The sequence below is a fragment of the Streptomyces enissocaesilis genome, from assembly GCF_039533765.1.
GTDB lineage: Bacteria > Actinomycetota > Actinomycetes > Streptomycetales > Streptomycetaceae > Streptomyces > Streptomyces enissocaesilis.
The window spans coordinates 124,624-136,945 of record NZ_BAAAUD010000053.1; the positions used below are offsets into that span (position 1 = coordinate 124,624).

The 12,322-nt window shown below is 71.1% G+C and carries 10 protein-coding genes; 6 read left to right on the plus strand and 4 right to left on the minus strand.

Annotated elements, in window-relative coordinates:
* Window positions 1–51 precede the first annotated feature (51 nt).
* The 6 genes from ABD374_RS27790 (at window position 52) to arfA (ending at window position 6,582) form a co-directional block, all read left to right on the plus strand.
* Window positions 52–960, plus strand: a complete 909-nt coding sequence (locus tag ABD374_RS27790; protein ID WP_344498669.1) for a ribokinase — start codon at window positions 52–54, stop codon at window positions 958–960.
* Complete coding sequence (gene rbsD / locus ABD374_RS27795; RefSeq protein ID WP_344498671.1) at window positions 957–1,346, plus strand: D-ribose pyranase; 390 nt, start codon at window positions 957–959, stop codon at window positions 1,344–1,346. Before ABD374_RS27790 ends, rbsD begins: the two co-directional genes overlap by 4 nt.
* 475 nt (window positions 1,347–1,821) lie before the next feature.
* The gene (locus tag ABD374_RS27800; protein WP_344498673.1) at window positions 1,822–3,159 is read left to right on the plus strand and encodes an extracellular solute-binding protein; all 1,338 of its coding nucleotides are present in this window, start codon (window positions 1,822–1,824) and stop codon (window positions 3,157–3,159) included.
* Window positions 3,156–4,124, plus strand: a complete 969-nt coding sequence (locus ABD374_RS27805) for a carbohydrate ABC transporter permease (RefSeq protein ID WP_344498675.1) — start codon at window positions 3,156–3,158, stop codon at window positions 4,122–4,124. Before ABD374_RS27800 ends, ABD374_RS27805 begins: the two co-directional genes overlap by 4 nt.
* A complete protein-coding gene (locus tag ABD374_RS27810; protein ID WP_344498677.1) occupies window positions 4,121–4,984 on the plus strand; it encodes a carbohydrate ABC transporter permease in 864 nt (287 codons plus the stop codon). Before ABD374_RS27805 ends, ABD374_RS27810 begins: the two co-directional genes overlap by 4 nt.
* Before the next feature lie 68 nt (window positions 4,985–5,052).
* Window positions 5,053–6,582 carry an arabinosylfuranosidase ArfA gene (gene arfA, locus ABD374_RS27815; RefSeq protein ID WP_344498679.1) on the plus strand — a complete coding sequence of 510 codons (1,530 nt, stop codon included), beginning with the start codon at window positions 5,053–5,055 and terminating at the stop codon, window positions 6,580–6,582.
* A gap of 140 nt (window positions 6,583–6,722) precedes the next feature.
* Here the strand turns inward: arfA and ABD374_RS27820 are convergent, their stop codons facing one another.
* The 4 genes from ABD374_RS27820 to ABD374_RS27835 are packed head-to-tail and all read right to left on the minus strand — an operon-like array spanning window position 6,723 to window position 12,253.
* Window positions 6,723–8,783: a pectinesterase family protein gene (locus ABD374_RS27820; protein WP_344498681.1), complete on the minus strand. Its 2,061-nt coding sequence runs from the start codon at window positions 8,781–8,783 to the stop codon at window positions 6,723–6,725.
* 28 nt (window positions 8,784–8,811) lie between these two features.
* The gene (locus tag ABD374_RS27825) at window positions 8,812–10,146 is read right to left on the minus strand and encodes a pectate lyase family protein (protein WP_344498682.1); all 1,335 of its coding nucleotides are present in this window, start codon (window positions 10,144–10,146) and stop codon (window positions 8,812–8,814) included.
* Window positions 10,146–10,916, minus strand: coding sequence for a rhamnogalacturonan acetylesterase (locus tag ABD374_RS27830; protein ID WP_344498684.1), 771 nt, complete (start codon window positions 10,914–10,916; stop codon window positions 10,146–10,148). Before ABD374_RS27830 ends, ABD374_RS27825 begins: the two co-directional genes overlap by 1 nt.
* Complete coding sequence (locus tag ABD374_RS27835) at window positions 10,913–12,253, minus strand: ABC transporter substrate-binding protein (RefSeq protein WP_344498686.1); 1,341 nt, start codon at window positions 12,251–12,253, stop codon at window positions 10,913–10,915. Before ABD374_RS27835 ends, ABD374_RS27830 begins: the two co-directional genes overlap by 4 nt.
* Window positions 12,254–12,322: the final 69 nt, after the last annotated feature.

The following is a 12,322-nucleotide window of genomic DNA, read 5'->3' on the forward strand; positions in this document are numbered from 1 at the left end:
GGTGACGTCGACCGCGATCGTGAGCGCGACGAACAGCGAAAGCAGGAAAGCATGAACGACTACGACCTGCTGGTCGTGGGGTCGGCCAACGCCGACCTGGTGATCGGCGTCGAGCGCCGCCCCGCGCCCGGCGAGACCGTGCTCGGCTCCGACCTGGCCGTCCACCCCGGCGGCAAGGGCGCCAACCAGGCCGTCGCCGCCGCCCGCCTCGGCGCCAGGACCGCGCTGCTCGCCCGGGTCGGTGACGACGCCCACGGGCGGCTGCTGCTGGAATCGCAGCGCGCGGCCGGTGTGGACACCGGTGGCGTCCTGGTCGGCGGGGCGCCCACCGGGGTCGCGCTGATCACCGTGGACCCCTCGGGCGACAACAGCATCGTCGTCTCGCCCGGCGCCAACGCCCGGCTGACCCCCGAGGACGTCCGCGCCGCCGGGGACCTCCTCGCCGGGGCCGGGGTCGTCTCGGCGCAGCTGGAGATCCCCCTGGAGACCGTGGCCGAGGTGGTGCGTGCGCGGGCGGCCGGCGCCCGGTTCGTACTGAACCCGTCGCCGCCCGCGCCGCTGCCCCCGGACGTGCTCGCCGCCTGCGATCCGCTGGTCGTCAACGAGCACGAGGCCAGGTTCGTGCTCGGTGACGCGGCGGGGCACGGCCCCGAGGACTGGGCGCGGGCGCTGCTCGCGCTCGGCCCGCGGTCGGTGGTCGTCACGCTGGGCGCGGAGGGCGCGCTGGTCGCCGAGGGCGGTACGGGCGCTTCCGCCGTACGGGTCCCGAGCCCCCGGGTCGACGCCGTCGACACCACCGGCGCCGGCGACGCGTTCACCGCGGCCCTGGCCTGGCGGCTCAGCCTGGGCGAGGACCTCGCCACGGCCGCGGCCTTCGCGGTACGGGTGGGCGCCGCCGCCGTCACCAGGGAAGGCGCGCAGGCGTCCTTCCCGACCGCCGAGGAGGTCTCCGCGCTGTGAAGAAGGCCGGCATTCTGAACCGCCGTCTGGCGGGAGCGCTGGCCGAACTGGGCCACGGCGACGCGGTCCTCGTCTGCGACGCGGGCCTGCCCGTCCCGGCCGGTCCGCACGTCGTCGACCTGGCCTTCCGGGCCGGCACACCGTCCTTCGCCGACGTACTGGAAGGGCTGCTGGCCGAGCTGGTGATCGAGAGCGCGACGGCCGCGCACGAGGTACGGGAGGCGAACCCGGCGGCGGCGCGGCTGCTGGAGGGCTGTCTGCCGGACCTCACCCTGGTCCCGCACGACGAACTCAAGGCGCTGTCGGCGGGGGCCCGGCTGATCGTACGGACCGGGGAGGCGCGGCCGTACGCGAACGTACTGCTGCGCTGCGGCGTCTTCTTCTGAACGGGTGAACGGGTCGACGGGCGCGGGGGTCGGTGCGGGGTTCCGCTCCGGCCCCGGCCCCGTCCCGGCCCGATCGGCCGGGGGCCTCGGCGGAAAGCGTCAGCCCTGATCGGCCGAGCCCGCAAAGCTTGTCACGTACCGCGCTGGGCCCTGCTCGTACGCTCACTCGGCGTACGGGGCACGCTCCCGGACCGTGAGGCGCACCAGCAGGCAGGCCGGGGCCGCGGGCAGCTCGACGGCGAGCCCGGCGCCGTCGGACCGGCCGTCGGGCTGCCAGGCCACCGTGGCCGCCGGCGCCGAGGGGTGCAGGAGGTGGCACCGGCGCGCGGCCGGTGTTCGGTTGTTCGTAACTTCGAACGGCGTCCGGAGATTTGAAGAAAATACGTGCGATTCATTGACGCGCGCGAGGATTTGAATCTACGGTCCCGTTCGAAGTTACGAGCGCTATTCGAAATACCGAACACTAGGGGTGGGGATGGCACGACCTTTCCTGAGCCGCAGGAATGTGCTTGCCGGGATAGGCGGGCTGACCGCGGCCGGCACTCTCGCGGCAGGCGCGGCAGGATGCGCCGCACCACAGGCGGCCGCCGACGGAAAGACCAGGCTCCGTTACTGGCACCTCTTCGGCGGCGGCGACGGTGTCAACATGCAGGTGATGCTCGACGCCTTCCGGGCCGGGCACCCGGACATCGCCCTGGAATCCGCCACCCTCCAGTGGGGCGCCCCCTACTACACCAAACTCGGCATGGCGGGCGCGGGCGGCCGGGCCCCCGAAGTCGCCGCGCTCCACCTCGCCCGCCTCGCCGGCTTCGGTCCCGGCAGGCTGCTCGACCCGTTCGACCTCGACCTGCTGGCCGAACACGGCGTCCACGCGGACGACTTCCCCGAAGGCATCTGGCGGCGCGGCGCCGTCGACGGCAAGCAGTACGCGATCCCGCTCGACACCCACCCCATGGTGCTCTTCTACAACACCGAGGTCTGCGAGAAGGCCGGACTGCTCGCCGCCGACAAGAGCCTCCGGCCCATCGAAGGGGCCGAACAGTTCACCGCCGCGCTGCGCGCCGTCAAGAAGGTCACCGGGCAGCCGGCCCTGGTCACCGAGACGCTCGGCGCCGACTGCATCGGCCCCTGGCGGCTCTTCTCCACCTTCTACTCCCAGCTGGGCGGCGCCGTGCTGTCGCCCGACGGGAAGTCCCTCGCCGTCGACGACGCCAAGGCGCTGACCGCGCTGAAGTACATGCGCATGCTCGTCGAGGAGGGCCTCGCCGTCCGCCGGGTCGACTACGCGGGCGCCATCGGCGTCTTCAACAACGCGAAGACCGGCTTCTACCTCAACGGCGAATGGGAGATCAGCTCCTTCCTCACCACCAAGCTGCCGTTCTCGATGACCCGCGTACCGAACCTCTTCGGCCGCCCCACCGCCCAGGCCGACTGCCACGCCTTCGTCCTGCCCCACCAGAAGGAGCGGGGCGGGAAGACGAATGAGGCGGCGCACGCCTTCGTCGCCTGGATGCTCAAGAACACCGTCGAGTGGGCCAAGGGCGGCCACGTACCCGCGTACCTGCCGACCCTGGAGGAGCCGGACTACCTGAAGCTCACCCCGCAGTCCGCCTACCGGTCGGTGGTGGACGACGTGGCGCTCGACGAGCCCGCCTGGTTCGCCGGCTCGGCCTCCGTGATGTGGATCGAACTCGGCGCCGTCCTCTCCGGCGTCCTCACCGGATCGCGTACCCCCGAGAACGCCCTGGCCGAGGCCAAGGCCAGGCTCCGCACCCTGCTGGAGACCCCCAACCCCTTCGGAGGCGCGGCATGAGCGTGACCCACCCGGCCACCGTGCCGCCGGCCGCCGGAGCACGGACCTCCGCGACGGGGCCCGCCGTCAAGCGCGTGGCCGTACGCCGCCACTGGAGCGAGCACGGGCTCGTCTTCGTCGCGCCCTTCCTCCTCTTCTACGGCCTCTTCCTGGTGTGGCCGCTGCTCTCCGGCCTCGGCATGAGCATGAGCAGCGACAACATCGCCGGTACGGGCGGCGGGTTCGTCGGCTTCGACAACTACGCCGAAGCCCTCCAGGACCCGAACGTCTGGTCCTCCCTCTGGAACACCGTCTGGTTCACGGTCCTGTCCACCGTGCCCCTGGTCGTCACCGGACTGGTCCTCGCCCTGCTCTCCCACCACCTCCGGATCGTCCAGTGGCTGTGGCGGCTCAGCTGGTTCGCGCCGTTCCTGCTGCCCTCCGGCGTCGTCGGCCTGCTCTTCCTCTGGGTGATCTTCCCCTCCGACTTCGGCTTCGCCGACCAGGCGCTCGCCGCCGTCGGGCTGCACCCGGGCATCGGCTGGCTCACCGACGAGCGCTACGCGATGCTCTCCATCGTCCTCACCACCGTGTGGTGGACCGTCGGCTTCAACTTCCTGCTCTACCTCGCCGCGCTCCAGGCCATCCCGCAACACCTCTACGAGGCCGCCGAACTCGACGGCGCCGGGGGGTGGCACCGCCTGCGCCACATCACCCTGCCCCTGCTGAGCCGCACCACGGGCGTGGTCCTCGTCCTCCAGGTGCTCGCCTCCCTGAAGATCTTCGACCAGGTCTACATCATGACCGGCGGGGGCCCCGACGACTCGACCCGGCCGATCCTCCAGTACGTCTACCAGGCCGGGTTCACCGGTTACCGGATCGGCTACGCCTCCGCCGTCTCGTACATCTTCTTCGCCCTGATCCTGATCGTCTCCCTGGTGCAGCTGCGGCTGTCCCGGCGTACACGCGAGGAGAACGCCCGATGAGCGCCCACGCCCCGGCCGACACCACGGGCCGCCGGGCCCGCTGGACCCCGGGCCGCGCCGCGATGCTGCTCGCCGCCCTCGCCCTGGTGGTGGTGTGGGTGCTGCCGCTCGCCTGGGCCGTCGCCACCTCCCTCAAGCCGGAGGGCGAGACGACGAAGACACCGCTGGAGTGGATCGGCTCGACCGTCACCTTCGACGCCTACCGGCAGGTGTGGAAGTCCGGCGACCTCACCCAGTGGCTGTTCAACTCCGTCTACATCTCGGTGACGACGACCGTGCTGACCGTCGTCCTGTGCGCGATGGCGGCCTACGGCTTCTCCCGCACCGACTTCCGGGGCCGCAAGGCGCTCTACGCACTGGTGCTCGCCGGAATCATGGTGCCGCCGCAGGTGCTGATCGCCCCCCTCTTCGCCGAGATGGTCCAGCTCGGCCTCGTCGACACGTACTGGGGCGTGATCCTGCCCCAGGTCGCCGTCCCCGCCATGGTGTTCATCCTGGTGAAGTTCTTCGACGGCGTGCCGCGCGAACTGGAGGAGGCCGCCTTCGTCGACGGCGCCGGGCGCTGGCGGGTCTTCTGGACCATCGTCATGCCGCTGTCCCGGCCGGTCCTCGCGGCCGTCGCGATCTTCACGTTCATCTCCACCTGGAACAACTTCCTCTGGCCGTTCCTGGTGACCACCGACCCGGGCGGCATGACCCTCCCCGTCGGACTCGTCAACGTCCAGTCGAGCTACGGGCTCCGGTACGCCCAGATGATGGCCTCCGTCGTCATCGCGGGGCTCCCGCTGCTGATCGTCTTCGCGCTCTTCCAGCGCCAGATCGTGCGCGGCGTCGCCCACACCGGCCTGGCCGGCCAGTGACACCCCCATGACCGCCATGAGCCCGTGACCCCATGACCCCCATGACCTCCATGAGAGGAAGCGCACGCATGACCCCCTCCCCGGGCCCCGCCGCCGCCCGTTTCACCCTCGACCCGGCCTTCGCCGTCGGCGACGTCGATCCCCGGCTGTTCGGCTCGTTCGTCGAGCACCTCGGCCGCTGCGTATACACCGGCATCTACGAGCCCGGCCACCCCACCGCCGACGAGGCCGGGCTGCGTACCGACGTGCTCGGCCTGGTCCGCGAACTCGGCGTCACCGCCGTCCGCTACCCCGGCGGCAACTTCGTCTCCGGCTACCGGTGGGAGGACTCCGTCGGCCCGGCCGACGAGCGGCCGCGCCGCCTCGACCTGGCCTGGCGCTCCACCGAGACGAACCGCTTCGGCCTCAGCGAGTACATCGCCTTCCTGAGGAAGATCGGCCCGCAGGCCGAGCCGATGATGGCCGTGAACCTGGGCACGCGCGGCGTCGCCGAGGCGCTGGAGCTCCAGGAGTACGCCAACCACCCGGCCGGCACCGCCCTCTCCGAGCGCCGCGTCGCGCACGGCGACAAGGATCCCTTCGGCATCCGGCTGTGGTGCCTCGGCAACGAGATGGACGGCCCCTGGCAGACCGGTCACAAGACCGCGGCCGAGTACGGGCGGCTCGCCGCCGAGACCGCGCGCGCGATGCGGCAGATGGACCGGGACGTCGAACTGGTCGCCTGCGGCAGCTCCAGCCGGGCCATGGAGACGTTCGCCGCCTGGGAGGCGACGGTACTGGCCGAGACGTACGACCTCGTCGACTACATCTCGCTGCACGCCTACTACGAGGAGCTGGACGGCGACCGGGACTCCTTCCTCGCCTCCGCCGTCGACATGGAGTCCTTCATCGAGAACGTCGTCGCCACCTGCGACCACGTCGGCGCCCGCCTCAAGTCGTCGAAGAAGATCAACCTCTCCTTCGACGAGTGGAACGTCTGGTACATGAGGCGCTTCCAGGAACAGGCCGACGCCGAACCGCTCGACTGGCCCGAGGCGCCGCGGCTGCTGGAGGACAACTACTCCGTCACCGACGCCGTCGTCTTCGGCTCCCTGATGATCGCGCTGCTGCGCCACGCCGACCGGGTGACGGTCGCCTGCCTCGCCCAGCTCGTCAACGTCATCGCGCCGATCATGACCGAGCCCGGCGGCCCGGCCTGGAAGCAGACGACCTTCTTCCCGTTCGCGCAGGCGTCCCGGTACGGGCGGGGCCGCGTGCTCGACGTACGGATCGACTCGCCCGCGTACGTGACGCCGAAGTACGGCGAGGTGCCCCTGCTGCACGCCACGGCGGTACGCGGCGACGACGGCACCGTCACCGTCTTCGCCGTCAACCGCAGCCAGAGCGAGCCGCTGCCGCTCGAAGTGGCCCTGCACGGGATGCCGCTGGGCTCGGTCCTCGAACACAGCGTGCTGGCCGACACCGACCCGGAAGCCCGCAACACCCTGGCCGACCCCGAGCGCGTCACCCCGCGCGAGGCCCGGGGAACGACGCTCCGAGGCGGCACGTTGAGCACCGTCCTGGAGCCGCTGTCCTGGAACATGATCCGCCTGGCCTGACTGTGCCGGACGGCGCCCGACCGCGTCTGACGGCGGGAGCGGCAGACCGGCCCCGGGCCGGCTTCACGGCGAGTGCCGCGAAGCCGGCCCGGGCGTTTCCGGACCCGCCCAGGCCCTCTCACCGGCCCTCTCAGGCGCTCTCAGGCGGTACGCGCGCGGGTGCGGTGCGGCGCCCAGCCGTCCTGGCCCGCCAGGTAGTCGGAGACCTGGTGGCGGGCCGCTTCACCGGCGGGCATCTGCGGGCGCTGCGGGGTGACCGCCGCGCCGGGGCCGTGGTTGCGGTACTCGCTGAACCGGGCCTCCTGCCACGGGAACCCGCCCATGTCGGTCCACGGCGCGGACTTGACCGCCGCGGGCAGCAGCGTCTCACGGATCAGCACCTGGCCGACGGCGTCGGGGTTCCCGCCGGGGTGCCACGGCCGGCCCAGGTGGAAGGACTGCTCCGGTGCGTCGCTGACGATCCTGCTGCGGATGATCAGGAAGCCGTACGGGTTGCCCTTCCAGGTGCTGGCCGCGGTGATGTAACCGTTGTTGGTGGCGGAGCCGCGGCTCAGCGCCTTGATGACGGACCGCTCGACGACGGTCGTCGCCCGTCCGTAGACGAAGTCGACATCGCCCTCGATGTACGCGTCCCTGATGTAGACGCGCGCGGTCTCGGTGAGGACCGGGGTGTCGGTCATCAGAGTGTCCTGGTTGCCGAGGAAGCCGGTGTTCTCGAAGAGCAGCCGGTCTCCGGTGGTCTTCACGGCGAGCGCCTGTTCGCCGTTGATCTCGACGGCCGCCTCGTCGAAGTCGTTGGAGAAGGTCAGGTTGCGCGCGGTGAAGTCGTCACCCTCGACGACGACGGTGGCGCTGCCCCAGGACCCGACGGTCCCGCCGCCCGGCTTCGCCTCGCCCGACGGCGTGTCGAAGACGATCAGCGTGTCGTCGCGGTGCCTGCCGGTGCCGGCGAAGGTGATGCGGTGCCGCTCCTTGCCGACGCGCACCTTCTGCCGGTACGTACCCGGGGCCAGGGACAGGGTCACCCGGCCGTCGTTGCCGGCCGGGACCGCGTCGACGGCGGCCTGCAGGGTCGGGTAGTCACCGCTGCCGTCCGCCTTCAGGCGCAGCACGGTGTCCGTGCCGATCGACTTCTGCGGCCCGGAGAACTTCGTCACCAGCGCCGGGACGGCGGCCGCCGGGTCCAGCCGGTACCGGTAGAAGTCACGCGGCTCGAAGGCCGTGCCCCAGGCGTCGTGCCGGCCGGTGGTGTTCTCGGTGACCGACCCGCGCTGGACCAGTTCCGCCGTGGCGTCGGCCTGGTAGGGGTGCTGGACGTCCTCGTAGTAGCTGTTCTCGATGACCATCTTCGTCCTGCCGCGCGCCCAGTTCCCGTACGAGAAGACCGGGTCGCCGTCCGCCACCTGCGCGGACAGGTAGTTGTTGTAGAGGTGGGCGTAGGCGCAGTTGTCGGCGGACGGGTTGCGCTGCTTGGTGCCGCCGAACCAGTTGTGGTCGATGGTGATCTGCGTCTTGACGTTGGGGGTCCAGCCGATCCCGAACGCCTTGTTGTGGTGGTCGAAGCGGTTGTACGAGACGGTGATGTACTCGCTGTCCTTGCGCACGTCGAGCAGTCCGTCGCCCATGTGCGTGAAGCGGTTGTGGTCGATCCAGACGTGGTGGACGGAGTCCATCTGGATGGCGTCGAAGTCCGTCGTCTTGCCGTCCCAGTCGCCCTCGACGTAGGAGTCCCTGATGGTGAGGTTGCGGATGATGACGTTGTGCGTGCCGGGGTTCAGGTGCAGCTCGCCGTGGACGAGCTCGGCGGTGTTCCCGACGCCGACGATGGTCTTGTCGGAGGCGACGTCGATGTCCGAGCCGAACGGTTCGACGCTGATCGTGCCCGCCACCCGGATGATGTAGGGCTCCTCGGCGCCGGCGTACCTGGCCAGATCGGCCTGGTTCCTGACGGTGACGACCTTGCCGCCCCGCCCGCCGGTGGTGCCTCCGTCGAGCGACGCGAAGCCGTGCGGGGTGTCGGACCAGGCGCGGTGCGAGGACGGTGCCGGTCCGGTCGCGGCAGCAGGTGCCGTTGCCGCCGTTGTCGCTGCCGCCGTCGCCGTCGCCGTCGCCGTCGCGGGGAGTCCGGCCACGGCCGCGGCCAGTGCCACGAGCAGGCCGAGGACCCGGGTTCTGGATCGCTTGCTGTGAGGGTGCGTCATTGCGGCTCCTGACAGGCTGGGGTGTGGATCAGTGGGTGCGGGGCGCGCCCGCTCGGCGCGTGACCAGGGCCGGGACGGCCTGCGGCGGGTCGACCCGGGTGCGCAGGGCCGGGGTCCAGCCCGCGCCCTCGCGGAGCGGGTTGCCGGGGTTGGCGGCGTTGTGGGCGGCCACGAGGTCGGCCGGTGCGCCGTTGACGTGGTTGCCCTCGGCCGTGACCGGGGCGTCCTTCCACTTCTTCAGGATCTTCGCCGCGCTCACCCCCGCCGGCAGCGCGAAGGTGTTCTTCTCCGCGTACAGCTGGGATTCGAGGCCGATGCCGAAGGAGTACGCGTACCCCTTCGCCGCCACCGCGAAGTGGTTGTTGTACGCGTCGACCTTCCCGAACCGCACGCGCGGCGCGCGCTCGACGATGTTCCGGAAGAGGTTGTGGTGGAGGGTGACCCGCAGCTTGCCCCGGTCGGTTGCGCCCGCGCTGTCGCTGTTGCCGATCATCAGGGTCTTGTCGTGGTCGGCGAAGACGTTCCAGGAGACGGTGACCAGGTCGGCACCCCTGACGACATCCAGCTCGCCGTCGTGCTGCTGGAACAACTGGCCGTAGTGGAGCGGCTGTTCACTGTCCGGGCGGCGGCCGTCGGTGAACGTGTTGTGGTCGATCCAGACGTGCGTCGAGCCGTGCACGACGAGGTTGTCGTACTCGGAGTTCCACGCGCCCGCGTCGCCGTCCGCCGGGTCCCACTGCGGGAAGCAGTCGAAGGCGTCCTCGAAGGTGAGGCCCCGGACCACGACGTTGTCGGTGTCCTTGATCTGGAGGGACCCGCCGAGCAGCCGCGCGCCGCGGCCCACGCCGACGATCGTCGTGTTCGCCGGGACGTACGCCTTGACCTGCTGGGCCTGTGCGGCGGCGGAGGCGGCGCGGGCCTCCTCCTGCGGCCCGGCGGGCGGCGCGGTGCCCCAGGTCTTCGGGTCGTACGCCGCCAGGTACGCGTCCAGGGAGTAGCCGCCGGTGGCGAAGTCCTCGCAGCTTCGGCCGCCCATGCCGTCGAGCGTGCCTCTGACCCTGATCACCTTCGGGGCGTCGCCGCCGTCCTTCAGCGCGCGCTTGAGCCCCTCCCAGGTGGTGACGGTGTAGGTGTGCGCCCCATCGGCCCCGGCGCCTCCGGTGGTGCCGCCGTCGGCCGACGCCCAGCCGTCGTGCGCGGGGAGGACGGGGACGTCACGTACCGGTGAGGCCGGCGCGGCGTGGGCGCTCGCGCCGGGCACGGCGACGAGCAGGCCCGGCGTCACCACCGCGGCGACCAGCGAGACGATACGCGCACGGCGTGCCCGTGCTCTGCTCCGTGTGCTGTTCCGTGTGCTGCGCATTACGGCTCCTCGTGCCAGGTCAGCCAGGTGTCGGGCAGGTCCGTGTCCAGGCGGCGCAGCTCGTCCGGCGCCAGCACGCCCTCCGCCGCCAGCGCGCGCGCCGTCAGCCGGGCCACCTCGATGGCGCCGCGCGGGTGGAAGTGGGTGTCGTCGGCGACGCCGTCCGGGTAGTTGGGGGATTCGCCCGGCTCCAGCCAGTGGAAGTACTCCTTGCTCGCCCCGGGGCCGAGCTTCTGCCACAGCGCGAGCGAGAGCGCCGCGATGTCCAGCAGCGGCACCTCGTGCGCGGCCGCGAGCGCCCGCATCGCCTCCGGGTACGCGCCGTGCGTGGCCAGCGCCGTACCGGCGGCGTCGAACCGCCGGCGCTCCACGGAGGTCAGCAGCACGGGACGCGCGCCGCGGGCCCGCGCCCCGGTGACGTACTGGAGCAGATACCGCTGGTAGCTCGTCCACGGCTCGGTGAGGCGGACGGGGTCGTCGTGCTTCTGGTCGTTGTGGCCGAACTGGACGAGCAGGAGGTCACCGGGGCGGACCGCCTCCAGGACGGGGGCGAGCCGCCCCTCGTCGAGGAAACTCTTCGAACTGCGGCCGTTGACGGCGTGGTTGGCGACGGTCAGATGCTCGTGCAGGAAGAAGGGGAGCGCCATGCCCCAGCCGGCCTCGGGCGCGGCCGCGGCGTGCTTGTCGGCGGCGGTGGAGTCTCCGGCGATGAAGACCGTGCGCGCCCGGTGGGTGCCGCGGTCGGTGTCGCGGTGGGCGTGCGGGGTCACTTGTTCTGCTCCTCCCACTCGGCCTGCGCCTCGTTCAGCTCACCGGCGAGCTTGTCCAGGAACGCCTTGGGCGTGGTCTTGCCGAGCAGGAGCTTCTGGAACTCGGGCTCGTTGTCGGCCTTGGTGATCGAGTTCCAGTCGGGCAGGTAGTACGGCAGCTGCACGATCTTGGTGGAGCCGTCGGTGAGGGACCGCGCGCCGAGCTTCGTCGGCTCGGACTTGTTGATCCACTCGTCCTTCGCGGCCTCGGTGTTCGCCGGGATCGCGCCCGCCGCCTCGTTCCACTTGCTGTTCGACTCGTGCGACGCGGCGAACTCGATGAACTTCCACGCCGCGGCCTTGTTCTTGCTCGCCTTGAACAGACCGAGCCCGTCCACGGGGTTGGACACCTGGACCCGCACACCACCGGGGCCCGTCGGGTTCGGGATGCCGGCGAACTTCTCCTCGCCCAGCGCCTTCACGTGGTCCTGGTAGGAGCCGAGGTTGTGGCTGAGCATCCCGATGGTGCCGGAGTCCCACTGGGCGACCATCTTGGCGAAGTCGTTGTTGACGTCGGCCTCGGGCGTCGTCCGCTTGTACAGCCCGACGTACTTCTCCAGCGCCGCGACGTTCTCCGGGGCGTTGACGGTGGTCTTCTCACCCTTCCAGAACTCGGTGAGGCCGGACTGCCCGTAGATCGCGTCCAGCGCCTGCGCGACGGACCCGGCGCCGCCGCGGATCGTGTACCCGAAGGCGTTCCTGTCGGCGTCGGTCAGTTTCTCGGCCGCCGTGTAGAACGCGTCCCACGTCGTCGGCGCCTCCAGCTTCGCCTTCTCGAACAGATCGGTCCGGTACCAGAGGGTGCCGTTGTTCGCGGACGTCGGCACGGTGTACATCTCGTCCCCGCGCCCGCCGGCCGTCCGCACCCCCTCGACCATCGACTCCACCAGCCTGCCGTCCAGCGAGGACTCCTTGATCCGGTCCCCGACCGGCTCCAGTGCTTCCTGCGCGACGATGTTGGAGAGGTAGGCGGTGCCGACGCCGCCGACGTCGGGCAGGCCGCCGCCCGCTATCGCGGTGTCGTACTTCGACTGCACATCGGTGATCGGGATCGGGACGTACTTGACCTTGATGTCCTTGTTCGCCGCTTCGAAGTCCTTGATGATCTCCTTCCAGACGGCGGTACGCGGACCGCCGTTGTTGTCCCAGAAGGTGATCTCGCCCCTGCCCGAGCCCTCGTCGCCGCTCGCACTGCTGCCGTCGTCCCCGCAGGCGGTCGCGGTGAGCGCGAGCACCGCGGTCAGTGCGACCGCGGCGGTGACGCGGCCCCGGGGGCGGTGGCTGGAGGTGACTCTCATGGGCTGCTCTTCTCTCTCGGTGTGCGTCATTGCGGCTCCTCGGAGCTTCGGAGATTCGGAGATGCGGGG

Bases quoted from the DNA above. Each gene is read 5' to 3' on its own strand.
- ABD374_RS27825 (WP_344498682.1), bottom strand. From the start codon at position 10,146: ATGCGCAGCACACGGAACAGCACACGGAGCAGAGCACGGGCACGCCGT.
- ABD374_RS27820 (WP_344498681.1), bottom strand. From the start codon at position 8,783: ATGACGCACCCTCACAGCAAGCGATCCAGAACCCGGGTCCTCGGCCTG.
- arfA (WP_344498679.1), top strand. From the start codon at position 5,053: ATGACCCCCTCCCCGGGCCCCGCCGCCGCCCGTTTCACCCTCGACCCG.
- ABD374_RS27790 (WP_344498669.1), top strand. From the start codon at position 52: ATGAACGACTACGACCTGCTGGTCGTGGGGTCGGCCAACGCCGACCTG.
- ABD374_RS27810 (WP_344498677.1), top strand. From the start codon at position 4,121: ATGAGCGCCCACGCCCCGGCCGACACCACGGGCCGCCGGGCCCGCTGG.
- ABD374_RS27835 (WP_344498686.1), bottom strand. From the start codon at position 12,253: ATGAGAGTCACCTCCAGCCACCGCCCCCGGGGCCGCGTCACCGCCGCG.
- ABD374_RS27800 (WP_344498673.1), top strand. From the start codon at position 1,822: ATGGCACGACCTTTCCTGAGCCGCAGGAATGTGCTTGCCGGGATAGGC.
- ABD374_RS27805 (WP_344498675.1), top strand. From the start codon at position 3,156: ATGAGCGTGACCCACCCGGCCACCGTGCCGCCGGCCGCCGGAGCACGG.